This is a genomic window from Pseudomonas sp. Pso3, from assembly GCF_055393275.1.
This window is the reverse complement of sequence record NZ_AP043687.1, coordinates 4,102,697-4,126,246: the sequence shown is the minus strand read 5'-3', so window position 1 is coordinate 4,126,246 and position 23,550 is coordinate 4,102,697. Positions and strand designations below refer to the sequence as shown.

General features: G+C 68.9%; 19 protein-coding genes. 9 read left to right on the top strand and 10 right to left on the bottom strand.

Annotated elements, in window-relative coordinates; translation table 11 throughout:
* Positions 1–52: 52 nt before the first annotated feature.
* Positions 53–2,182 carry a methyl-accepting chemotaxis protein gene (locus ACZ5R1_RS19375; RefSeq protein ID WP_115946693.1) on the bottom strand — a complete coding sequence of 710 codons (2,130 nt, stop codon included), beginning with the start codon at positions 2,180–2,182 and terminating at the stop codon, positions 53–55.
* Positions 2,183–2,343: 161 nt separating this feature from the next.
* Here ACZ5R1_RS19375 and ACZ5R1_RS19370 point away from each other — a divergent pair, with 161 nt between their 5' ends.
* Complete coding sequence (locus tag ACZ5R1_RS19370; protein WP_007162727.1) at positions 2,344–3,165, top strand: M48 family metallopeptidase; 822 nt, start codon at positions 2,344–2,346, stop codon at positions 3,163–3,165.
* A 118-nt stretch (positions 3,166–3,283) separates the two neighbouring features.
* On the opposite strand, the gene ACZ5R1_RS19365 is transcribed toward ACZ5R1_RS19370, so the two are convergent.
* Together ACZ5R1_RS19365 and ACZ5R1_RS19360 are read right to left on the bottom strand one after the other, a co-directional pair.
* A complete protein-coding gene (locus ACZ5R1_RS19365; protein ID WP_115946694.1) occupies positions 3,284–4,285 on the bottom strand; it encodes a class I SAM-dependent methyltransferase in 1,002 nt (333 codons plus the stop codon).
* Positions 4,286–4,314: 29 nt separating this feature from the next.
* On the bottom strand, positions 4,315–5,274 hold the full coding sequence (locus tag ACZ5R1_RS19360) for a 2-hydroxyacid dehydrogenase (RefSeq protein ID WP_027602947.1): 960 nt from the start codon (positions 5,272–5,274) through the stop codon (positions 4,315–4,317).
* Positions 5,275–5,368: 94 nt separating this feature from the next.
* Between ACZ5R1_RS19360 and ACZ5R1_RS19355 the strand changes: the two genes are divergently transcribed.
* Positions 5,369–5,956, top strand: a complete 588-nt coding sequence (locus ACZ5R1_RS19355; protein WP_027602948.1) for an acyl carrier protein phosphodiesterase — start codon at positions 5,369–5,371, stop codon at positions 5,954–5,956.
* Here the strand turns inward: ACZ5R1_RS19355 and ACZ5R1_RS19350 are convergent.
* Entirely contained in the window at positions 5,899–6,696 is a 798-nt protein-coding gene (locus ACZ5R1_RS19350; protein WP_115946695.1) for a lysophospholipid acyltransferase family protein, read from the bottom strand. The genes ACZ5R1_RS19355 and ACZ5R1_RS19350 overlap by 58 nt on opposite strands.
* Positions 6,693–7,421, bottom strand: a complete 729-nt coding sequence (locus ACZ5R1_RS19345; protein ID WP_027602950.1) for a GNAT family N-acetyltransferase — start codon at positions 7,419–7,421, stop codon at positions 6,693–6,695. The genes ACZ5R1_RS19350 and ACZ5R1_RS19345 overlap by 4 nt, the downstream gene beginning before the upstream one ends.
* A 225-nt stretch (positions 7,422–7,646) precedes the next feature.
* Here ACZ5R1_RS19345 and ACZ5R1_RS19340 point away from each other — a divergent pair, with 225 nt between their 5' ends.
* A complete protein-coding gene (locus ACZ5R1_RS19340) occupies positions 7,647–8,132 on the top strand; it encodes an FKBP-type peptidyl-prolyl cis-trans isomerase (RefSeq protein ID WP_027598438.1) in 486 nt (161 codons plus the stop codon).
* Positions 8,133–8,341: 209 nt separating this feature from the next.
* Here ACZ5R1_RS19340 and cysZ read toward each other — a convergent pair whose 3' ends face one another.
* Positions 8,342–9,112 carry a sulfate transporter CysZ gene (cysZ, locus tag ACZ5R1_RS19335; protein WP_027602951.1) on the bottom strand — a complete coding sequence of 257 codons (771 nt, stop codon included), beginning with the start codon at positions 9,110–9,112 and terminating at the stop codon, positions 8,342–8,344.
* 299 nt (positions 9,113–9,411) lie between these two features.
* On the opposite strand from cysZ, the gene trxB reads away from it, so the two are divergent.
* Positions 9,412–10,386: a thioredoxin-disulfide reductase gene (gene trxB / locus ACZ5R1_RS19330; protein ID WP_027598439.1), complete on the top strand. Its 975-nt coding sequence runs from the start codon at positions 9,412–9,414 to the stop codon at positions 10,384–10,386.
* Positions 10,387–10,596: 210 nt separating this feature from the next.
* Here the strand turns inward: trxB and glyA are convergent, their stop codons facing one another.
* A complete protein-coding gene (gene glyA, locus ACZ5R1_RS19325) occupies positions 10,597–11,850 on the bottom strand; it encodes a serine hydroxymethyltransferase (protein ID WP_027602952.1) in 1,254 nt (417 codons plus the stop codon).
* 123 nt (positions 11,851–11,973) lie between these two features.
* Entirely contained in the window at positions 11,974–16,167 is a 4,194-nt protein-coding gene (locus ACZ5R1_RS19320) for an EAL domain-containing protein (protein ID WP_115946696.1), read from the bottom strand.
* A 211-nt stretch (positions 16,168–16,378) separates the two neighbouring features.
* Here ACZ5R1_RS19320 and ettA point away from each other — a divergent pair, with 211 nt between their 5' ends.
* The 4 genes from ettA (at position 16,379) to modC (ending at position 20,667) form a co-directional block, all read left to right on the top strand.
* Entirely contained in the window at positions 16,379–18,043 is a 1,665-nt protein-coding gene (gene ettA / locus ACZ5R1_RS19315; RefSeq protein ID WP_007162716.1) for an energy-dependent translational throttle protein EttA, read from the top strand.
* A 113-nt stretch (positions 18,044–18,156) separates the two neighbouring features.
* Positions 18,157–18,912 (top strand): molybdate ABC transporter substrate-binding protein, encoded by a 756-nt coding sequence (gene modA, locus ACZ5R1_RS19310; protein ID WP_115946697.1) that lies wholly within the window; start codon positions 18,157–18,159, stop codon positions 18,910–18,912.
* Positions 18,913–18,916: 4 nt separating this feature from the next.
* On the top strand, positions 18,917–19,594 hold the full coding sequence (gene modB / locus ACZ5R1_RS19305; RefSeq protein WP_074584100.1) for a molybdate ABC transporter permease subunit: 678 nt from the start codon (positions 18,917–18,919) through the stop codon (positions 19,592–19,594).
* The gene (gene modC / locus ACZ5R1_RS19300; RefSeq protein WP_077171008.1) at positions 19,591–20,667 is read left to right on the top strand and encodes a molybdenum ABC transporter ATP-binding protein; all 1,077 of its coding nucleotides are present in this window, start codon (positions 19,591–19,593) and stop codon (positions 20,665–20,667) included. Before modB ends, modC begins: the two co-directional genes overlap by 4 nt.
* Here modC and ACZ5R1_RS19295 read toward each other — a convergent pair.
* Positions 20,659–21,585 (bottom strand): LysR family transcriptional regulator, encoded by a 927-nt coding sequence (locus ACZ5R1_RS19295; protein ID WP_042136723.1) that lies wholly within the window; start codon positions 21,583–21,585, stop codon positions 20,659–20,661. The two genes, modC and ACZ5R1_RS19295, sit on opposite strands and share 9 nt — an antisense overlap.
* Before the next feature lie 138 nt (positions 21,586–21,723).
* On the opposite strand from ACZ5R1_RS19295, the gene ACZ5R1_RS19290 reads away from it, so the two are divergent.
* Positions 21,724–22,641 (top strand): DMT family transporter, encoded by a 918-nt coding sequence (locus tag ACZ5R1_RS19290; RefSeq protein ID WP_077171007.1) that lies wholly within the window; start codon positions 21,724–21,726, stop codon positions 22,639–22,641.
* Here the strand turns inward: ACZ5R1_RS19290 and ACZ5R1_RS19285 are convergent.
* Positions 22,607–23,539: an acetamidase/formamidase family protein gene (locus tag ACZ5R1_RS19285; protein WP_077171006.1), complete on the bottom strand. Its 933-nt coding sequence runs from the start codon at positions 23,537–23,539 to the stop codon at positions 22,607–22,609. The two genes, ACZ5R1_RS19290 and ACZ5R1_RS19285, sit on opposite strands and share 35 nt — an antisense overlap.
* Positions 23,540–23,550: the final 11 nt, after the last annotated feature.

Sequence of the window (23,550 nt, the reverse complement as noted above, 5' to 3'; positions counted from 1 at the left end):
CCTGCCTCTCCCAGGAGGGAGAGGGGGTGGCTTGGCACTTGAGGGGAGGGGGCTAGACCCGGAACCGTCCCGCCAGCTGGCGTTGCTGTTCGGCCAGTTCGCGCAGTTGCTGGCCGGCGCGGGAGGCGCTGTCGGCTTCGCCGTGGACCGCCTGGGCGCTCTGGCCGATATTGACCACGTTGCGATTGATGTCCTCGGCCACCGCGCTCTGTTCTTCCGCGGCGCTGGCGATCTGCAGGTTCATGCTGGTGATCTCGCCCACCGCCGCCAGGATGGTGTCCAGGGCCTGGCGGGTGGCCTCGGTCTGGGCGACCTGGGTGCTGGTCTGGGCACCGCTGGCCTGCATCACCGTCACCGCCTCGCGGGTGCCCTGCTGCAGGCGCTGGATCATCTCCTGGATCTCGCCGGTGGCGACCTGGGTCTTTTGCGCCAGGTTGCGCACCTCGTCGGCCACCACGGCGAAGCCGCGGCCCTGCTCGCCGGCGCGCGCCGCCTCGATGGCGGCGTTGAGCGCCAGCAGATTGGTCTGCTCGGCGATGCCGTTGATGGTGGTGAGGATGGAGCCGATGTTCTCGCTGTCCTCGGCGACCCGGCGGACCTGCTCCACCGCGCGCTCGATCTCCCGGGCGAGGGCGGCGCTGCTGGCGACGTTCTGCTGCACCAGCCGCTGGCCTTCGTTGACCGCGCCGTCCGCCTCGGTGGCGGCCCGCGCCGCGCGACCGGCATTGCCGGCCACGTCCTGGGCGGTGGCGGTCATCTCCTGCATGGCGGTGGCCAACTGGTCGATCTCCTGCAGCTGGCGCTGCACGCCGTCGCGGGTGCGCTGGGCGATATGGGAGGTGTGCTCGGCGGCCGAGGCCACCTCGCCCACCGAGCGGATCAGCTGGCCGATGAGGCCCTGCAGCGAGGCCAGGAAGCGATTGAAGCCGCCGGCCATGGCGCCGACCTCGTCGCGGCGCTCGGTGGCGAGGCGCTGGGTGAGGTCACCGTCGCCCTGGCCGATGGCGTCGAGCATGGTCACCATCTGCCGCAGCGGCCGGGCGATGCGCAGGCTGATCAGCCAGAGCACCAGCAGACCGGCGCCGGCGACCGCCAGGCCCACCAGCAGCATGCCGATCACGTCCTGGTGGCGTTGGCTGCCAAGGGTGTCCTTGAGGCTGTAGAGGTCGGCCAGTACGGCTTCGCGGGGGAGTTCGATGATCAGCGTCCAGACCTGGCGGTTGTCGCCGGCGAAGCGCAGCGGCAGATAGACCTGGTAGCGCTCGGTTTTGGCGTCGAAGCGCCGGGTGACGCCTTCGCCGAGGTCCTTGAGGCCGGCCAGGGTCGCGCCCAGCACCGGTTCGGCCGGTTTGCCCAGCTGGCTGGCATCGGCGGTGTAGGCGACCAGGGTGCCGCGGCCGGCCACCAGGGCCATGCGGCCCACGCCGCCATAGAGGCGGCCATTGGCCTTGACCAGCTGGCGCTGGATGAAGTCCAGCGGCACGTCGGCACCGACCACGCCCTTGAAGGCGTCGCCGACTAGGATCGGCACGTTGAAGGAGGCGATCAGCACCTGCTGCTCGTTGACCGTGTCGGGCATGGGGTCGAGCACGCAGGTGGTGCGATTTTCCCGCGGGCAGAGGTAGTACTCGCCTTCGCGCACGCCCGAGGGCAGCCGGGTCTGGCTTTCCACGGTCGGGCCGATCGGTTCCACCGTCACATCGCCGTCGAGGGTCTTGTGCCACCAGGGGGTGAAGCGCCCCTGCTCGTCGTAGCCGGCCGCGGCATTACCGCGATGGCGGTCGTCCTGGCCGTCGATGGCATTGGGCTCCCAGACGGTATAGAGACTGAGCAGGCCGGACTGGCGCTGCAGACTCCGGCCCAGCAGGCGGACCAGACTCTGGCGATCCAGCTCGACCTGCTGGTCGCCCGGACTGGCCATGGCCACGTTGAGTTGCGCCAGCTGACTGGCCAGTTGCAGGGGGACGTCCAGCTGGCGTTGCAGCTGGTTGCCCACGGCCTCGGCCTCGGCCGTGAGCCGGGCTTCGGCGGCCGTGGCGGCCAGGGCCTCGGTATGGCTGTCGACCAGGGCGCGGGTGCGCTGACCGGCGAACAGGGTGTAGGCGATCAGGGCAGCGACCACCGCCAGGATGCAGGCGCCGGCCAGCAGGGTGATGGAGGTGCGGATGGAGCGGGAATTCATGGGGGACTCCGGGGCGTTCGATACCGGGAGCTATCGGCGCAGATGTCTGTCCATTGAGGCCTCCGGTCGGCTGGCAGGAGAGCGTTGCCGGGCATTACCGGACGTTGCCGGGTCTGACGCCCCTCTCTAGACTGTATCCGCCTCGATACCTGGAGATTCCCATGCGCCGTATCCTTCCCCTCGCAGGCCTGTCCCTGAGCCTGCTGCTGGTCGCCTGCCAGACCGTCAATACCACCTCCGGTGGTGCGGTCGGGGTGCAGCGCAAGCAGTACATGTTCAGCATGCTGTCCGAGCAGCAGGTCAACCAGATGTACGCCCAGTCCTATGCCAAGACGGTCAGCGAGGCCAAGTCCGCCGGCAAGCTGGCCAACGATACGGCCGACGGCAAGCGCGTGGCCGCCATCGCCAAGCGGCTGATCCCGCAGACCGCGGCCTTCCGTCCGGACGCGGTGAACTGGGATTGGCAGGTCAACCTGGTGCAGAGCGACGAACTCAACGCCAACTGCGGCCCGGGCGGCAAGATCTTCGTCTACAGCGGCCTCATCGATCAGCTCAAGCTGACCGACGACGAACTGGCGGCGGTGATGGGCCACGAGATCGCCCACGCCCTGCGCGAGCACAGCCGCGAGCAGATGTCGCGGGCCTATGCCATCCAGATGGGCGAGAACCTCGGCGGCGCCCTGCTGGGCGTCGGCCAGGGCGGCATGCAGCTGGCCGACCAGGTGTCCCAGGTGGCCCTGACCCTGCCGTTCAGCCGCGGCAACGAGAACGAGGCGGATCTCATCGGTCTGGAGCTCTCGGCGCGCGCCGGCTACAACCCCAATGCCGCCATCACCCTCTGGCAGAAGATGGCGCAGGCCAGCCAGGGCAAGCAGCCGGCGGAATTCCTCAGCACCCACCCCTCCGACGCCAACCGCACCAAGGCCCTGCAGGCGGCGATTCCCAAGGTGATGCCGCTGTACGAGGCGGCGAAGAAGGGTTGAGGATTTGGGTTTGGGGGAAGGTACTTCCCTCACCCCAGCCCTCTCCCAGGGGGAGAGGGGGCGGGTAGGCGCCGTAGGCTGGGTTGAGTGCAGTGAAGCCCGGCAGGGCTCGGCGTCGCTACCGCCGCCGGGCGCTGTAGACCTTGAAGCCGTCGCGTTCGGCCAGGGTGCGGCAATTGCCGAAGGCGGCCTCGATCAGTGGCGGATAGCGCAGGAAGCTGTTGGCCACCAGGCGCAACTCTCCGCCGGGACGCAGATGGCGCACCGCCTCGGCCAGCAGGGTCTCGGTGGTGCGGTAGTCGGTCTTCACGCCGCTGTGGAAGGGCGGATTGCTGACGATGGCGGCAAGACCGCTGGGCGCCGCGGCGATGCCGTCACCGGCGATCACGGTTGCGGCCAGGCCATTGGCCGCCAGGGTCTGGCGACTGCTGGCCACGGCGAAGGCGTCCACGTCGAGCAGGTGCAGGGTGCTGGCGGGATAGCGGCGGGCCAGGGCGGCGCCGACCACGCCGGCGCCACAACCGAAGTCCAGTACCGCCCCCTCGGGCAGGCCGTCGAGGTGTTCCAGCAGCAGCGCCGTGCCCACGTCCAGCCGGCCATGGCTGAACACACCCGGTAGGCTGAGAATCTCCAGACTCATCCCCGCCCGCTCCAGCCGATGGCGTTGCAGCCAGGCGTCCGGCTGCGGATCGGCCGAGGTGCTAGGGTCCTGCACCACCCACAGTTGGCAATGGCGGGCGCTGTCGAGCTTGCTGGCCTGGCCCAGGACGCCCAGCTGGCGCGCCGCGCGTTCGATCCCGGCCTTCTTTTCCCCGACCAGAAACAGACTACCCGCGGCCGGCAGGCGCTGGCTCAGGGCAGTGAGCAGGAAGTCGGTGGCCTCGCGGGACTTGGGCAGGAACAGCACGGCAGCGGTGAAGTCGCCCGCCGGGGGCTCGATCCCCAGGCTGACGCGACCCGGATAGCGCCGCATCAGTTGTTCGGCCTCGCCCGCATGCCAACTCCAGCCGCTGGCCGCAGGCAGGCTGCCGAGCAGCTCATCGGCCGGCAAGCCGGCGAGCAGCAAGGCGCCGCCAAAGCGCTCGGGGTGACGGAGGAGGACTTCGCTGCGCGGATCCATGGGGCTACCTGGCGAAAAAAGCGCGAACTTTAGCAGACCACCCGCTGCGGCGTGCCGGCGAAATGACCTTCGGCATTGGCGGCGAGCTGGCCGATGATCCGCTGGCGCGCCTCGCGACTGCCCCAGGCGTTGTGCGGGGTGACGATCAGTCGTGGAATGTCACCGGCCAGCAGCGGATTGCCGTCGCGCGGCGGCTCGACGCTGAGCACGTCGGTGGCGGCGCCGGCCAGGTGGCCGCGTCTCAGGCAGTCGGCCAGGGCCTGTTCGTCGACGATGCCGCCGCGGGCGGTGTTGACCAGGAAGGCCGTGGGTTTCATCGCCGCCAGTTCCGCCGTACCGATCAGGCCGCGGGTCTGCTCGGTCAGCGGGCAGTGCATCGTCAGGGCGTCCACCTGGGGCAGCAGCTCGGCCAGCGGCAGGCTGCCCGGGCGGGCGGGGCGACCGGGCAACTGGCCCACCAGGGTCTGCATGCCGAAGGCTTCGGCCAGCCGCTTGACCGCGCTGCCCAGTTCGCCGAGGCCGAGCAGGCCGAGGGTCTTGCCTTCCAGCTCGACGATGGGGTGATCGAGCAGGCAGAACTGGCTGGCGGTCTGCCAGCGACCGGCGCGGATGTCCGCCTGGTAGTCCGGCAACCGGGTGGCCAGGGCCAGCAGCAGCGCCAGGGTGTGCTGGGCGACCGAGGCGGTGCCGTAGCCCTGGCAGTTGCAGACGCGCACGCCCTGGGCGCGCGCGGCCTCCAGGTCAATGTTGTTGGTGCCGGTGGCGCTGACCAGCACCAGCTTCAACTCGGGGCAGGCGGCCAGGATGGCGGCGTCCAGCACCACCTTGTTGACGAGGGCGACCTGGGCGCCGGCCAGGCGCGCCGCGACCTCCTCCGGGGCGCTCGCCGGATGGAGTTCCAGTTCGTCGAACACCGCGCGCAAGGGCGCCGGGTCCAGATCGCCCAGGTCGAGAGAGGCATAGTCGAGGAACACGGCGCGAACGGGCATGACGACTCCAGCGGACAGGGAAGGGAGGTCCGAGCCTAGCAGCCGCGGGTCGTCCAGGAAAACCGCCCGGTCGCGGCTGGAGTATGCTGAGGGGATGAATTATCTCGCGCACCTGCACCTGGGCGGCCCCGGCCGCGAAGATCGCCTCGGCAGTCTCTACGGCGATTTCGTCAAGGGCCCGGCGGACCTCTGGCCGGCCGGGATCGCCGCCGGCATCCGGCTGCACCGGCGCATCGACGTCTATACCGACGACCATCCCCTGGTGATCCGGGCCAAGACCCGGTTGCCCGCGGCGCGGCGGCGGGTGGCCGGACTGCTGGTGGATGTCTTCTTCGATCACTGCCTGGCGCGCCTCTGGCACGACTATGCCGAGCAGCCGCTGCCGGATTTCGTCGCGGACTGCTACCAGACCCTGCTGGAGGAGCCGGAGCTGCCGCCGCGGCTGGCCCGCATCGCGCCCCTGATGGCGCGTCAGGACTGGCTGGGCAGCTACCAAGACTTCGCCGTGCTGGAGCGGGTGGTGGAAGGCATGGCGCGGCGGCTGTCACGCCCGGAGCTGCTGGCCGGGGCCTTCGCCGAACTGGACGCCGCCTACGATGGCCTGCTGGCAGATTTCCGCGACTTCTATCCGCAGTTGCAGGCCTTTGCCGCCGCCGAGCGGGCGGCGCGGGTTTCCAGCTGAATCCCGAGGCGGCCGGCGATGGCCGCCTGGCAGCGACCCGCCAGTACCTGGCGCGCCTGGCCTTGGGGCAGCACCGCGGGCAGCAACTCGATCCTCAGGGTGGTCCCGCCGTTGTCCAGCAGCCGCAGCAGATGACTCACCAGGTCGTCGTCGCCGATGAAGGCCGCGTCCCGATCCGGCTCGCCGTGGCGCCAGTAGCTCAGGGCCACGGGTTGCAGCGGGGTGCCGGTGGCGATGGCCGGACTCAGCAGCCGACCATGAAAGGTGCGCAGCACGCTGCCGTCGGTGGTGGTGCCCTCGGGAAAGAGCGCCAGTGACAGGCCCTGGGTCAGGCGCGTGGTCAAGGCCTCGCCCAGGGCGTCGCCGCGTTCGGCACCGCGGCGGATGAACAGGGTGCCGGCCTGGCGCGTCAGCCAGCCGGCGAAGGGCCAGTCCGCCACCTCCGCCTTGGACAGGAAACCCAGCGGCCGCAGGCTGCCGAGGGCGACGATGTCCAGCCAGGACACATGATTGGCCAGCCACAGATGGGTGCCGCGCGGCACCTCGCCCCAGACCTCCAGGCGCAGGCGCAGCGCCCGGGCCAGCAGCTGGAAGAAGCGCCGCGTCAGCCGTTGCCGCAGCCCCAGACAGGGCCGCCGACCGAGCGTTACCGCCAGCGCCACCGTCAGGGCGAACAGCGCCCCGAGCAGCAGCGCGGCCAGCACCGGCAACAGCCGCAGGGCGAGGCGCAGTCGCCTCATACCGCGGCCTTGAAGTGGCGGGCATAGCGCGGGCAGAGGTCTTCGCGCTTGAGCAGGATGAAGACGTCGGCCACGCCGAATTCCGGATCCCAGCAGGGCGCGCCGCAGACCTGGGCGCCCAGGCGCAGATAGGCCTTGAGCAGGGGCGGCAGCTGCACCACCAGGTTGTCGGGCACGGCGACGAAGGGCAGCGGGCGCCGCGGCGTGGCGCGGATCGCCGGGATGCGTTCGTCCCGCGCGGCCTGGCGCAGCAGGGCGGCGGCCTGCAGGCCGCCATCGGCCATGGGCACGCTGGCGCAGCCCATGAGGTAGCGATAGTCGCCACAGGCCATGATCTCGGCCAGTTCCGCCCACAGCAGGGCGATGGCCGCGCCGGTGCGATGCCCGGGCGCCACGCAGGTGCGGCCGATTTCCAGCAGCGGACCCTGCAGGCCGTCCAGGCCTTCCAGCTGGAATTCGCTTTCGCTGTAGAGACTGCCCAGGCGCTCGCGGCGGCGTCCGTCGAGCAGTCGCGTGGTGGCGATCAGCTCGCCGCTGCGCAGGTCGCGCACCCCCAGGTGCAGGCAGTGGGCGTCGTAGGCGTCCTGGTCGAGGTTGTCGGCGAAATGCACGCCGTAGGTACTGCCGAAGACCTCAGCCCGCAGGCGCTGGGCGGCGCGGATATCCGCGGCGGTCGACAGGCGTTCGGCGCGCAGCGCGGGCGGTGCGGACACTGGAATCGGCATGGCAGGGCTCCGGCAGTGGGTATGCAGCAAACCCTAGGTAGCCGGGATGACAGCCCCGTGAAGCGGCCATGGCGATCTCGTGACGAGCGGTCGGGCACCGTTGCAGGGGCGCCCTCCAGATGCCTGCGGGCGCCAGGGGACTGACCGAACGCATTCGCAATTGCTAGGTTGGACGCGTAGACTGATGCGTCAATCCTATTTTTTCCCAGCATGAAGGTTCTGGCCATGCAGATCGCGGCGAACACGGCAGTATCCATCGACTACACCCTGACCAACGACGCCGGCGAAGTCATCGACAGCTCCGCTGGTGGTGCTCCGCTGGTGTACCTGCAAGGCGCGGGCAACATCATTCCCGGCCTCGAGCGCGCCCTGTCCGGCAAGCAGGCCGGCGACGAGCTGAAGGTGGCCATCGAGCCGGAAGACGCCTACGGCGAATACACCCCCGAACTGGTTGCCACCCTGGGCAAGGAAATGTTCGAAGGCGTGGACGAGCTGGAAGTGGGCATGCAGTTCCACGCCTCCGGCCCGGACGGCGCCATGCAGATCGTCACCGTGCGTGACATCGACGGCGACCAGGTCACCGTCGACGGCAACCACCCCCTGGCTGGCCAGCGTCTGAACTTCGACGTCAAGGTGGTCAACGTGCGTGCGGCCAGCGACGAAGAAATCGCCCACGGCCACATCCATGGCGAAGGTGGTCACCACCACTAAGCCTGGCCTCAGGCTCCTGCGACGCCCGTGTCCGGCCTTGCCGGCGCGGGCGTTGTCGTTTGTGGCGTCCGTGCGGGGTGGCCCTCACCCCAACCCTCTCCCAGGGGGAGAGGGGGCTGGTTGGATGATGCGGCCTAGGGTGGATGACGGCGCAGCCTCATCCACGGAGGCACGATGGCCGCGTGGAAAACGCTGCGCGGTTTTCCACCCTACCGGGCCAGGCTGCCTTGGGGACGCACCACCAGGGCCTTGTCGCCCCCTTCACGCACCCAGAACAGCGTCGCCCCAGCCACCGCGGCGGGCATGAACAGGGCGTTCAGGCCAGGGACCAGCAGCGCCAGGTAGGTCACCCCGCCAAAGCCCAGGCAGCGCAGGCGGCGGGTGCGCAGCCAGGCGAGCATGGCACGGAAGTCCAGCTTGTGGTTGTCGGCGGGAAAGTCGATGTACTGCACCGCCATCATCCAGACGCCGAACAGGATCCACAGCGGCGCGGCGATCAGGTTGAGGCCGGGGATGAAGGTCAGCACCAGCAGGCCCAGGGCGCGCGGCAGGTAGTAGCCCAGCTTGCGCAGTTCGCGCTGCAGGGTGCGTGGCACCATGGTGACCAGTTCGGTGAGGTTGAACGGCGGGAAGTCGTCCTGGCCGCGCACCATGACCTCGACCTTTTCCGCCAGAAAGCCGTTGAAGGGCGCCGCCACCAGGTTGGCCAGCATCGTGAAGGTAAAGAAGATGATCGCCAGCAGCAGGAGCACGAACAGCGGCCAGAGCAGCCATTCGACGAAGCTCGCCCAGGCCGGCAGGCTCGGCATCAGCTGCTCCAGCCAACCCTCGAAGCCGCGCACGGCAAAGGTGAGAATGGCGGCGTAGAGCAGCAGGTTGATGGTCAGCGGGATGACCACGAAGCGGCGCATGCCGGGGCGGGTCACCAGGCGCAGCCCTTCGGCGAAGTAGGCGGAGCCGGACAGCGGAGCGACAGCCATGAAGATTCCTGACAGGTGGCGGGAGGCACAGCTTACCTCAGGGCTCCCTGGCCGAAGCGGTCGACATAGGCGCGCCCTATGGTCTGGATTTAGAATGGTCGCTTCTGTGGAGGGGCGGCACCCGGTACGCTGAGCCCCATCCCTGGACCCGGTGTCCGCCTATCGGCGCCGGTCGCGCCGTCGCCAGGAGCGACCGGCGCTTGCGGAACGGCTCCGCACGCACACCGGCCGGCATGCCCCCAGGGCGCGCCGGCCACTCTACTCTTAGGTCTGCCGGAGACCCCGGCAGGGAGAATGTCATGTCTGAAGTCAGCAACTCGCGCCATTCGCGTCTCATCATCCTCGGTTCCGGTCCGGCCGGTTACACGGCCGCGGTCTATGCCGCCCGTGCCAACCTCAAGCCGCTGCTGATCACCGGCATGCAGATGGGCGGCCAGCTGACCACCACCACCGAGGTCGACAACTGGCCGGGTGACCCCCACGACCTGACCGGTCCGGCGCTGATGGAGCGGATGCGCGAGCACGCCGAGCGCTTCGAGACCGAGATCGTCTTCGATCACATCAACGCCGTGGACTTTGGCGGCAAGCCCTACACCCTCAAGGGTGACAGCGCCACCTACACCTGCGACGCCCTGATCATCGCCACCGGTGCCAGCGCCCGCTACCTGGGCCTGGCCAGCGAGGAGGCCTTCATGGGCAAGGGCGTGTCCGCCTGCGCCACCTGCGACGGCTTCTTCTATCGCAACCGCGAGGTGGCGGTGGTCGGCGGCGGCAACACCGCGGTCGAGGAAGCCCTGTACCTGGCCAACATCGCCAGCAAGGTGACCCTGATCCACCGCCGCGAGACCTTCCGCGCCGAGAAGATCCTGCAGGACAAGCTGCGTGCCCGGGTCGCCGAGGGCAAGATGGCGCTCAAACTCAACGCCAGCGTCGACGAGGTGCTGGGTGACAACATGGGCGTCACCGGCGTGCGCATCAAGAACAACGATGGCAGCAGCGAAGAGCTGCAGGTGGCCGGTCTGTTCGTCGCCATCGGCCATACCCCCAACACCGGGTTGTTCGAAGGCCAGCTGGAGACCCACGACGGCTATCTGGTGGTGAAGGGCGGCCGCGAGGCCAATGCCACCGCCACCAACGTGCCGGGCGTGTTCGCCGCCGGCGACGTGGCCGACCACACCTACCGCCAGGCCATCACCTCGGCCGGTGCCGGCTGCATGGCGGCGCTGGACGCCGAGCGCTACCTGGATGGGTTGGGCGATCTCCAGGTCCTCTAAGGCCTGATCGACGCCTGACAAAGAAAAACCCCGGCACTGGCCAGGGTTTTTCGTTTTCGGAAGCTTCCGGCGTGCGACAAGAGCTGGCCTGGCTGCCTTGACGACCCTTCTGGAAATGCAAAGAGCCCCGGCCATTTGGTCGGGGCTCTTTGTTCTGGGGGTTCCCTCACCCCGGCCCTCTCCCAGGGGGAGAGGGGGAAGGCGTGCCTCTTACTTGCCGTAGACCGGCAGGCGAGCGCAGACGGCCTTGACCTTTTCACGGACGGCGTCGATCACCGATTCGTCGCCCATGTTGCCGAGGATGTCGCAGATCCAGCCGGCCAGTTCGCGGCACTCGGCTTCCTGGAAGCCACGGGTGGTGACGGCCGGGGTGCCGATGCGCAGACCGGAGGTGACGAAGGGCGAGCGCGGATCGTTCGGCACCGAGTTCTTGTTCACGGTGATGAAGGCGCGACCCAGGGCGGCGTCCGCGTCCTTGCCGGTGATTTCCTGCTTGATCAGGCTGAGCAGGAACAGGTGGTTGTCGGTGCCGCCGGAGACGACGTCGAAGCCACGCTCGATGAACACGCCGGCCATGGCCTGGGCGTTCTTGATCACCTGCTGCTGGTAGGTCTTGAACTCGGGCTGCAGGGCTTCCTTGAAGCACACCGCCTTGCCGGCGATGACGTGCATCAGCGGGCCGCCCTGGGCACCGGGGAAGACCGCCGAGTTGAGCTTCTTCTCGATGGCTTCGTTGGCCTTGGCCAGGATCAGGCCGCCACGCGGACCGCGCAGGGTCTTGTGGGTGGTGCTGGTGACCACGTCGGCGAAGGGGACCGGGTTGGGGTAGACGCCGGCGGCGACCAGGCCGGCGAAGTGTGCCATGTCGACGAACAGGTAGGCACCCACGGCATCGGCGATGGCACGGAAGCGGGCGAAGTCCAGCACCTGGGAGTAGGCGGAGTAGCCGGCGACGATGACCTTGGGCTTGTGCTCCTGGGCCAGGCGCTCGACCTCGGCGTAGTCGATCAGGCCCTGCTCGTCGATGCCGTACTGCACGGCGTTGTACAGCTTGCCGGAAGAGGACACGGTGGCGCCGTGGGTCAGGTGACCGCCGTGAGCCAGGCTCATGCCGAGGATGGTGTCACCGGCTTCGATCAGCGCGAGGTAGACGGCCGAGTTGGCCTGGGAGCCGGAGTGCGGCTGGACGTTGGCGTAGTCGGCGCCGAACAGCTGCTTGGCGCGGTCGATGGCCAGTTGCTCGACCACGTCGACGTATTCGCAGCCGCCATAGTAGCGCTTGTGGGGATAGCCTTCGGCGTACTTGTTGGTCAGCACGCTGCCCTGGGCTTCCATGACCGCCGGGCTGGTGTAGTTCTCCGAAGCGATCAGCTCGATGTGATCTTCCTGACGCTGGGCTTCCTGCTGCATGGCGGCATACAGGTCGGCGTCGAAGCGGGCGAGGGTGGTTTCACGGCTGAACATGGCGGCAGGGTCCCCTGAGGCATGGCGAAGAGCGAGCCCGATCGGGCTCGTGAGGGGCAGTATTCTACCCCATCGCGGGAACTCTGAGGTATGAGCGCCGGTCATGCGGTGGCGCCATCGGTCTCATGTCAGGACCGGAAACAGCCCCTGGTGCTCCAGCCGTTCGCGCAGCAGATCCGGCGGCAGCGGACGGTCGAAGAGGAAGCCCTGCACCTCGTCGCAGCCATGCAGGCGCAGGAATTCCAGTTGCGCCGGTTCCTCGACGCCCTCGGCGATCACCGAGAGATTGAGGCTGTGGGCCATGGCGATGATGGCCCGGGCGATCTGCGCATCCTGCTCGCCGTGGGGCAGGCCGTCGACGAAGCTGCGGTCGATCTTGAGGATGTCGATGGGGAACTGCTTGAGGTAGTTGAGCGAGGAATAGCCGGTGCCGAAGTCGTCCACCGCGATGCACAGGCCCAGGCTCTTGAGTTCGCCGAGCAGTTGCAGGGCCTCGCCGACGTCGCGCATCAGGATGCTCTCGGTCAGTTCCAGTTCCAGGCAGGCCGGCGCCAGGCCGGTCTCGGCGAGGATCGCGGCGATGCGCTGGCCGAGCTGGCCGTCGCTGAATTGCCGCGCGGAGAGATTCACCGAGACCTTGGGAATGCGCACCCTGGCCGCGTGCCATTCGCGCATCTGCCGGCAGGCCTCGCGAATCACCCAGTCCCCGACCTGGACCACCAGGCCGATCTCTTCGAGCACCGGGATGAATTCCGCCGGCGAGACGTGGCCGCGCACCGGATGCTCCCAGCGCAGCAGGGCCTCGACCCCGGTCAGGCGCCGGTTGTCGCAGCGGTACTGCGGCTGGTAGTGCAGGCGGAATTCGCCCTGCAGCAGGGCGTGCCGCAGATCGGCTTCCAGTTCCAGGCGTTCCAGGGCGCGGGCGTTCATCTCGGCCTGGTAGAACTGGAAGTTGTTCTTGCCCATCTCCTTGGCGTGGTACATGGCGGTGTCAGCGTTCTTCATCAGCTGGCTGAGCTCATGGCCGTCCTGCGGCGAGAGGGCGATGCCGATGCTGGCGGAGACGAAGAATTCGCGGCCTTCGAGCACGAAGGCCTCGGACAGCTGGGTGAGGATCTGCTCGCCGACGCGGATCGCCTGGGCCAGGGCCACCTCGCGGGTTTCCAGGCCCGACAGCAGCAGGGTGAATTCGTCGCCGCCCATGCGCGCCACGCTGTCCTCGGTGCCCACGCAGGCGGTCAGGCGCATGGCCACCTCCTTGAGCAGGCGGTCACCGGCGGCGTGGCCGAGGCTGTCGTTGATCGGCTTGAAGCGGTCGAGGTCGAGGAACATCAGCACCACCCAGCTGCCGTTGTGGCGACTCTGCTGCAGGGCGTTGTGCAGGCGGTCCTGGAACAGGGTGCGGTTGGGCAGCAGGGTCAGGGCGTCGTAGTAGGCGAGGCGATGGATGCGTCTTTCGCTGGCCTTGCGCTCGCTGATGTCGACAAAGAAGCAGACATAGCTCATCAGGTCGCCGTCGTCGTCGCGGATGGCGGTGATGCCGACCCAGGAGGGGTAGGGCTCGTTGTCCTGGCGTCGCTGCCAGAGTTCGCCTTCCCAGCTCTCCTGGGTGCGCAGCTGCTGCATCACGTGCTGCAGCTGGTTGGCTTCCTGCTTGTCCGCGCAGAGCATCATCGGCTGCTGGTCGAACACCTCTTCGGGGCTGAAGCCGGTGATGCGGGTGAAGGTGCGGTTGACCCGCACGATGTAGCCGGCCGGGTCGGTGACCAGGATGGCGCCGGCGGAGTGGTCGAAGACCGTGGCCGCCATGCGCATGTCCTTTTCCGTGCGGCGCTGGGCGGAGATGTCGCGGCAGATGCCGAGCAGGCCGGCGAAGCGCTCGTGGTCGTCCCACAGCGGCTTGAGGCGCAGCTCGATCTGCAGGGTGTGACCCTGGGCGTGCAGGCAATCCAGCAGCAGGGGCGCGAAGTGTTCCCGGCGCAGCTCGGCCAGGGCGCGCGGATCGTCGAGGCTGCGCAACAGCCGCTGCAGGGTGCGGCGGAATTCCTGCAGCTGGCGCGAATGCACCACCAGCTCGGCCAGGGTGCGCTGTTGCAGCTCGGCGACGGGATAGCCGAGCAATTCCTCGACCGAGGGGCTGAGGTAGTTGAGCACCAGCTGGGCGTCGGTGGTGAAGATGACGTCGCTGATGCTTTCCGCCAGCTGCCGGTAGCGATTCTCGCTCTCGCGCAGGCGCTCGCTGGCGCGGACCATGTCGGTGACGTCCAGGGCCAGCCCCACCACGCTCGCCGCGCTGCCGTCCGCCGCACTGGCGAGGCGTTGCTCGCGCACGTCGAACCAGCGCCAGCCGCCATTGCGGTGCTGCCAGCGTAGGAGGCTGCTGCTGGGCTGGTCGCACAGCGTCGGCCGCATGCTGACCACCCGCTCGTGCAGTTCGACGTCGTCCGGGTGCAGGCGCGCGCGACCCAGGCTGGCGAAGGCCTCCGGCGGATAGCCGAGCTTGAGCGCCAGCGAATGACTCTCGTAGGTCAGCTCGCCACTGGCCACGTCGTAGGTGTAGAGGGTGTCGGGGATGGCGCTGATCAGATTCGACCAGAAGCTGTCGCGCTCGAGCAGGCGCAATTCGCCGAGCTTGCGCTGGGTGATGTCGGTGAGGCTGAGCAGGGTGGCATCGAGGTGCTGGGGATCGGCCGGCAGGTGCATGGTCAGCCAGAGATGGCGCTCGCCCTCGGCGGTGTCGATGCAGGTCTCGAGTTCCAGCACCTGCTGGCCGGAGAGCAGACCGGCCAGCAGGCGGTAGCGCTTGCCGCCGAGCTGGACGCGGGAGTCACCCACCAGCCGCGCCCAGGCCTGGTCCAGGTGGCCGATGCCGAGCATTTCCAGGGCGCGCTGGTTGATCTCGGTGATGCGCACCTGACGGCCCAGGGCATCCAGGGCCTCGGGCTGGCGGGCGAACAGCTCCGCCAGTTGCTCGGGACGTTCCAGGCCCAGTGCGTGCATGTGGGGATGGACGGCGCTCAGATCGACCACGCAGATGCCGGTGTGCACCCCGTTGAAGATGCTTTCGTAGCGCTGCCGGGTGGTCTGGATGGTCTCCAGGTTGCGCTGCTGCTCGGTGACGTCGCGCAGTACCCAGACGAAGCCGTCCTGGGTCTGGGTGCGGTCGCGCAGGACGCGGGCGCTGGGCTGGCTGGCCGCCAGGGCATGGCAGCTGACCGCGAAGCGCCGCGGCTGGCCTTCCACCACCAGGGTGACCAGGGCACCGCCATCACGTTCGGCGGGCGTCAGGGCCACCACCTCGGGCAACAGACTGGCGAGGAAGAACTGCTGGGCGTCATCGGCGGCGATGCCCAGCAGACGGGCGGCGGTGGCGTTGACATGGACCAGGCGACCGTCGGCCTGGGTCATGCAGACGGCTTCCTCGATGCCGTTGAGGGCGATGCCGGCCAGGCGCAGGCCGCGTCGCGAGGCGAGGGTCAGGGCGCGCAGGCCACGTTCTTCGCGCAGCAGCAGGTAGAGCAGGATGACCGCCACCAGGCCGGACAGGCCGAACAGCGCCAGGCGGCCGAAGGAGGCCCCCAGCAGGGTGGTGCCCATGTCTTCGGCGGGATGGCTGCCCACCACCTGCCAGTTGCTGTAGGCCAGCTCCTGGCGTACTTCATCGCGGCTGTCCGCCGCCGGGGTCGCCCCGCCGCGGAACAGCAGGGTGCCCTGGGCGCGATCTTCCAGGCGCCAGTCGAGGCCGGACGGGACCCGGGTCGGCCGCCACAGGGGTTCGAGCAGGGGGGCGCTGGTCAGCACCCACCAGCCCCGCTGCTCCTCGCGATCGCCGGCCAGCAGCACATAGAGGGGCGCCGCCGCGGCCTCGGCATTGTAGCCGTAGCGGAAATCGGCCTGGCCGGCGCGCGCGATCAGTTGCTGGATGAAGGCGGCGTCCGGCGTATCGCCCAGGCGGGCGGCGCGCAGAGTGGCGTTGGCCGGCAGCCAGCGCACCTGTTGCAGCCCGGGAAAGAAGTCCTGGAGGCCGAGCAGCAGGTTGGGAGCCAGCGGCAGGGTAGGGTCCAGCGACCAGCGCAGGGTGCTGCGCACCGCCTGGGCCTTGAGCGCCAGGCCGAATTCGACGGTGTTGGCCAGTTGCTGGGTCAGGCTGTCCAGCTGTTCGCGCCGCAGGGCCTCGCGCTCGGCCACGCTGGCGAAGGCCTGCCAGAACATCAGGGCCAGCATGGCCACCAGCGAAAGGACGAGCAGGCCGCGGGTGAGGCGTCGCGAGGCGGGGGCGAGCGGCGCTTCCGGCAGCGAGGAGGGCGGGCTGTTCACGACGGACTGCGTTCCTGCAGAGGCGATGGCCGTTCGGCTGCGCCCGATTCCGCGGGGCAGGGATGGCCTATGATAAGGGACCGGACGGTGTCTCCGCCGGTTTTTTCCGCGTGATCAGCGCCGGCGCTTTCGTCGCGCGGGGTTTCGACAGCGTTCGCTGCTGACGCCATACTGTGTCCCCTGTTTTTCATTCCGGTCCCAAGGTCCCACCATGGCTCAATACGTCTACACCATGCATCGGGTCGGCAAGGTCGTGCCGCCCAAGCGTGAAATCCTCAAGAACATCTCCCTGTCGTTCTTTCCCGGCGCCAAGATCGGCGTGCTCGGTCTGAACGGTGCGGGTAAATCGACGCTGCTGCGCATCATGGCCGGCGTCGATACCGAGATCGAAGGTGAAGCGCGTCCGATGCCCGGTATCAATGTGGGTTATCTGCCGCAGGAACCGAAACTTGATCCCGAGCAGACGGTTCGTGAGGTGGTCGAGGAAGCGGTCGGTCAGATCAAGCAGGCCCAGGCCCGCCTGGACGAGGTCTATGCCGCCTACGCCGAGCCGGATGCCGACTTCGACGCCCTGGCCGCCGAGCAGGCCAAGCTGGAAGCCATCCTCCAGGCCGCCGACGGTCACAACCTGGACCGCCAGCTGGAAGTCGCCGCCGACGCCCTGCGCCTGCCGGCCTGGGACGCCAAGGTCGGCGTGCTCTCCGGTGGCGAGAAGCGCCGCGTGGCCCTGTGCCGCCTGCTGCTGTCGGCCCCCGACATGCTGCTGCTGGACGAACCCACCAACCACCTGGACGCCGACTCGGTGGCCTGGCTGGAGCACTTCCTCCACGACTTCCCCGGTACCGTGGTGGCCATCACCCACGACCGCTACTTCCTCGACAACGTCGCCGGCTGGATCCTGGAACTGGACCGTGGCCAGGGCATCCCCTTCGAGGGCAACTACTCCGGCTGGCTGGAATCCAAGGCCGCGCGCCTGACCCAGGAAGCCAAGCAGGAAGCCGCCCATGCCAAGGCCATGAAGGCCGAGCTGGAATGGGTGCGCTCCGGTGCCAAGGCCCGCCAGTCCAAGTCCAAGGCCCGCCTGCAGCGCTTCGAGGAAATGCAGTCCCAGGAATTCCAGAAGCGCAGCGAGACCAACGAGATCTACATCCCCGCCGGCCAGCGCCTGGGCGACAAGGTCATCGAGTTCAAGAACGTCAGCAAGGGCTACGGCGATCGCCTGCTGATCGACGACCTGAGCTTCGTGGTGCCCAAGGGCGCCATCGTCGGCGTCATCGGCGGCAACGGCGCGGGCAAGTCGACCCTGTTCCGCATGATCATGGGCAAGGAGCAGCCGGATTCGGGCAGCATCGAGATCGGCGACACCGTGCAACTGGCCAGCGTCGACCAGAGCCGCGAGAACCTGTCCGACACCAAGACCGTCTGGGAGCAGGTCTCCGATGGCTCCGACGTGATCAAGATCGGCAACTACGAGGTACCCTCGCGCAGCTATGTGGGTCGCTTCAACTTCAAGGGCGCCGACCAGCAGAAGTTCGTCAAGGATCTCTCCGGCGGTGAGCGCGGTCGTCTGCACCTGGCGCTGACCCTCAAGCAGGGCGGCAACGTGCTGCTGCTGGACGAACCCTCCAACGACCTGGACGTGGAAACCCTGCGCGCCCTGGAAGACGCCCTGCTGGACTTCCCCGGCGCGGCCATCGTGATCTCCCACGATCGCTGGTTCCTCGACCGCATCGCCACCCACATCCTCTCCTACGAGGATGACTCCAACGTGGTGTTCTTCGAAGGCAACTACACCGAGTACGAAGCCGATCGCAAGAAGCGCCTGGGCGAGGCCGCGGCCCAGCCCAAGCGGGTGAAGTACAAGAAGCTGGCCTAAGCGCCAGAACCAACGCCGGCGGGGCCACCTGCCGGCGTTTTCTTTTGTGCCCTCCGCAGCCGCCAGCGTCCTGCGGCTGCGGAGGGATTGCCAGCCCCGAGGAAGAAAGCCCGATGCCATCCAGCCGTTCCCGCCTGTTGCTTTCCCTGCTCACCGCGGCCCTGGCCACCCCGGCCCTGGCCGATGAGGTCCAGGTCGCCGTGGCCGCCAATTTCAGCGCGCCGCTCAAGGCCATCGGCGAGCGCTTCGCCCAGGACACCGGCCATCAGCTGGTGATTTCCAGCGGCGCCACCGGCCAGCTCTATGGCCAGATCAGGAATGGCGCGCCCTTCGCGGTCTTTCTCTCCGCTGACGACAGCACCCCGGCCAAGCTGGAAAGCGAGGGGGCGGCGGTCAAGGGCTCGCGCTTCACCTATGCCATCGGCACCCTGGCGCTCTGGTCGCCCAAGCCCGGCTATGTGGACGGCGACGGCGCGGTGCTCAAGCAGAACGCCTTCACCCACCTGGCCGTGGCCAATCCCAAGACCGCGCCCTATGGCCTGGCCGCCTCCCAGGTGCTGGCCAAGCTGGGCCTGACCGAGGCGGTCGCGGCCAAGCGGGTGGAAGGCCAGAACATCACCCAGACCTACCAGTTCGTCGCCACCGGCAATGCCGAGCTGGGCTTCGTCGCCCTGTCGCAGATCTACGGGGACGGCAAGATCAAGGAAGGCTCGGCCTGGATCGTGCCGGCCGAGCTCTATGAGCCGATCCGCCAGGACGCCGTATTGCTGGACAAGGGCCAGGACCAGCCGGCGGCCAAGGCGCTGCTGGCCTATCTCAAGGGCCCCCAGGCGGCCGCGGTGCTCAAGGCCTACGGCTACCGGCAGTGACGCCATGAGCCTGAGCGCGGCGGACTGGGCGGCGATCCGTCTGACCCTGGAACTGGCCAGCGTGACCACCCTGCTGCTCCTGGTGCTGGGTACGCCCCTCGCCTGGTGGCTGGCGCGCACCCGCTCCCGGCTCAAGGGTCCCATCGGCGCCCTGGTGGCCCTGCCGCTGGTGCTGCCGCCCACGGTGATCGGCTTCTACCTGCTGTTGGCCATGGGGCCGGAGGGCTGGGTAGGGCAATTGACTGAGGCGCTGGGGCTGGGGCGGTTGCCCTTCACCTTCGCCGGGCTGGTGGTGGGTTCGCTGTGCTATTCGCTGCCCTTTGTGGTGCAGCCGCTGCAGAACGCCTTCGAGGCCATCGGTCCGCGCCCGCTGGAAGCGGCGGCGACCCTCAGGGCCAGTCCCCTGGATACCTTCTTCCACGTGGTGCTGCCGCTGGCGCGGCCGGGCTTCGTCACCGCCGCCATCCTCGGCTTCGCCCATACCGTGGGCGAATTCGGCGTGGTGCTGATGATCGGCGGCAACATCCCCGGGCGCACCCAGGTGGTCTCCACCCAGATCTTCAATCATGTGGAAGCCATGGAGTATCCCCAGGCGCACCTGCTGGCCGGGGGCATGCTGGCCTTCTCCTTCGTGATCCTGCTGCTGCTCTATGGGCGCCGTGGGCGGTCGGCCTGGACATGAGTCTCGCTGCGCGCTTCGAATTGCGGCATGCCGACTTCGTGCTGGACGTGGCCCTCGCCCTGCCCGGCAGCGGCGTCACCGCGCTGTTCGGTCCCTCGGGCTCGGGCAAGACCAGTTGCCTGAGGTGCGTGGCCGGACTCGAGCCCGCCGCCCGTGGCCGCCTGGTGGTGGCGGAAGAGACCTGGCAGGACAGCGACCGCGGCCTGTTCCTGCCGCCGCACCGACGCGCCCTGGGCTACGTCTTCCAGGACGCCAATCTGTTCGAGCACCTGGACGTGCGCCGCAACCTGCTGTTCGGCTGGAAGCGGGTGGCGCCCGCCGCGCGCCGGCTGGAACTGGAGCAGGTCGTCGAGTTGCTGGGCATCGAAGGACTGCTCGCGCGGATGCCGGCGCGCCTGTCCGGCGGCGAACGCCAGCGGGTCGGCATCGCCCGCGCGCTGCTGACCAGTCCCCGGCTGCTGCTGATGGACGAACCCCTGGCGGCGCTGGACGCCGAGCGCAAGGCCGAGATCCTGCCCTACCTGGAACGCCTGACCCGGGAGCTGGCGCTGCCGATCCTTTATGTCAGCCATGCCCCCGACGAGGTGGCGCGGCTGGCCGATCACCTGGTGCTGCTGGAGCGGGGGCGGGTGCTGGCCAGTGGGCCGACCACCGAGGTACTGGCGCGCCTCGACCTGCCCATCGCCCTGGCCGACGACGCCGGGGTGGTGCTGGAAGGGCGGGTGCTCGGCCATGACCCGGACTACGGGCTGCTCAGCCTGGGCCTGTCGGGCGAGCAGCGCGTGCTGCTGGCCCATGCCCCGCTGCCGCCCGGGCAGTCGCTGCGCATCAAGGTGCTGGCACGGGATGTCAGCCTCAGCCTGGAACGCCAGCACAGCAGCATCCTCAATGTGCTGCCGGCCATCGTCGCCGAGATCGCCCCGACCCGTTCGCCGGCCCAGGTGCTCTTGCGCCTGGACCTGGGCGGCACGGCGCTGCTGGCGCGGATCACCCGCTATTCGCTGGAGCGGCTGGCGTTGCAGCCGGGGAGTCGAGTGTGGGCGCAGCTCAAGTCGGTGGCGGTGCTAGCCTGAACCTGGGGTTGGCCCGAGCCGCTCCAGCAGAAAGTCCACCAGCGCCCTGACCGCCGCCGGCAACTGGCGATCCGGCGGATAGAGCAGCCAGGCGGTGCCCTGGTAGGGGCCGAGGTATTGCCAGTCGGATAGCACCCGCCGCAGGCGGCCGTCGGCCAGACCGGCTTCGGCGGCGAAGGCCGGCAGGCAGGCGATGCCCAGGTCGGCGAGGGTGGCTTCCAGGCGCACGCCGCTGTGGTTGCAGGCCAGGCGGCCCCGCACCGTCACGCTTTCCACCCGGTCGCCGCGGCGCAGTTGCCAGCGCTGGTCGCCCGGGGTTTCGCCCAGGTAGAGACAATCGTGCTCGGCCAGCGCCTGGGGCTGCTGCGGCGTGCCGCGGCGCCCGAGATAGGCCGGGCTGGCGCAGAGCACGAAGTCCATCTCGCGCAATGGCCGGGCGACGAAGCCGGCGGGTGGCTGCTCGGTGATGCGCACCAGCAGATCCTGATCGTCGGCGATGGGGTCCAGCGGACGATCGTCCAGGCGCAGTTGCAGATCCACCTCGGGATAGCGCTGGAAGAAGTCCGGCAACAGCGGAGATATCAGCCGGTAGCCGACCGCCTTGGGAACGGCAAGGCGCACCTGGCCGCGGGGCTCCTCGCGATGCTGCAGACCGCTGTCCAGCGCCGCGCCGGCGGCGGTCAGCAGCTGGCGGCAGTGGCCGAGCACCTCGCGGCCGGCCTCGCTCAGGCGCAGCTGACGGGTGGTGCGTTGCAGCAGGCGTACGCCCAGCTCCCGTTCCAGGCGGGCGACCTGGCGGCTGATCGCCGAGGGGGTGGCGTCCAGCAGCCGGGCGGCGGCGGTGAAGCTGCCGGTCTCCACCACCTTGGCGAAGGCGACCAGGCAGGGCAGCAGGGGGAGGGCGCGCACGAGATCCATGCCAAGTCCGTGGGAAGCAATGGGGCTGGAAAGACTGGCATTGCTTCCCTGGCGGAACAAGAGCTGTGCACGCGAACAGGCTTATCGCGCCTACCGCGAGACGGGCACACTGGCGGCCTGATCCAGGGAGAAGCCGTCATGTCGTCACGCCCCACCTTCGGCCTTGCCGAAGGCCTGTTGCTCGCCACCGCCCTGGTCTGGGGAACCAGCTACGCCGTGGTCAAGGACGCCGTGGTGCTCTATCCGGTGCTCGGCTATCTGGCGCTGCGCTTCTGTCTCACCGCAGCGCTGCTGCTGCCCACCCTGAGGGGCGAAGGCCGACGGGCCTGGCGGCCCGGGGTGCCGACCGGTCTGCTGCTATTGGCGATCTTTCTCGCCGAGACCTATGGCGTGGCCCTGACCAGCGCCAGCAACGCCGCCTTTCTCATCAGCCTGTGCGTGGCCCTGACGCCCTTCGCCGAATGGTGGCTGCTCGGCCAGCGCCCCGAGGCCCGTGCCCTGGGCGCCGCGGCCCTGGCGGTGGCGGGCGCCGGGCTGCTGACCCGTGGCGTGACCCTGAGCTTCAACCTGGGTGATGGCCTGATCCTGCTGGCAGCCGTATTGCGCGCGATCAATGTCTGCGTGGTGCGCCGGCGTCTGCAGCGGGCCAGTGCCCCGGTGCCGGCCCTGGCACTGACCGCGGTACAGACCGGGGTGGTCGGCCTGGCCTGCCTGCTGCTGTTCGCCCTCGGCCCGGGCCTGGCGCCGCTGCCCGTACAGCCAGGCTTCTGGCTGGCCACCGGCTACCTGGTGCTGTTCTGCACCCTGGGCGCCTTTCTCGCCCAGAACTTTGCCCTGAGCCGCACCAGCGCCACCCGCGTCGCCCTGCTGATGGGCGCCGAGCCGCTGTTCGGCGCGCTGTTCGCCAGCGTCTGGCTGGACGAACGCCTGGGCCTCTGGGGCTGGCTGGGCGGCCTGCTGATCGTCATCGCCTCGCTGTGGGGGACCTTGCCACGGCGGGCGCCGGACTATTCGGAACCAGCTATTCGAACACGATCCGCGGGAAGTAGAAGCTGACTACCCAGTTGGGTACGTCGACGATCTCGCTGATGCGCAGGTCGCCACACACCGAGCAGAGCAGATAGGCCTGTTCCGCCGGCAGGTTGCGGCTCTGCCCGAGCCAGTCGATGGCGCCGCTGACGGCCATGCGCGCCGCGGCCAGCAGGTCCGGTCCGACGCCGGTGAAGACCTCGTAGCCGGCGCCGTCCAGGTGGCGGGTGACCGGCCCCGGGGTGCTGAAGCGCGGCATGGCCAGCGGTTGCCCCTTGATCAGCTCGAAGGTGGCGGTGACCGCCATGGCCGTTTCGATGGCGGTGCCGCAGACCTCGCCATCGCCCTGGGCGGCATGGGTGTCGCCGATGGAAAACAGCGCCCCGGTGACCTCCACCGGCAGGTAGAGGCTGGTGCCGGCGGCCAGGTCGCGGATATCCAGATTGCCGCCCACCCGTCGCGGTGGCACCACCGAGTGCAGACCCGGCGCCGCGGGCGCCACCCCCAGGGTGCCGGCGAAGGGCTTGAGCGGGACCCGCGCCAGCTCGCCGAAGGCGGCCGGCGTCTGACCACTGCGGTCGTACTGCCAGAGTTGCAGCACCGGGTCCGGAAACTGGTCGGCGAGCAGGCCGAAGCCGGGGATGTTGGCGGTCCAGCCAAAGCCGCTGGGGGTGAAGCTGTCCAGCGTCACCTTGAGCACGTCGCCCGGCTCGGCACCGTCGATCCACAGCGGACCGCAGACCGGATTGACCCGCTCGAAGGGCAGGGTGGCGATGTCGGCGGCGCTGGAGTGGCCGTGGAAGTGGCCGTCCGCCGCGTCGCGGCAGGCAAAGCTGACCGTTTCGCCCGGCGCGACCTCCAGCGCCGGGGGGAGGCTGTGGTCCCAGCCGCAATGGCAGTGCTGGCTGTGCAGGGTCTTGATCATCTGAAGCCTCC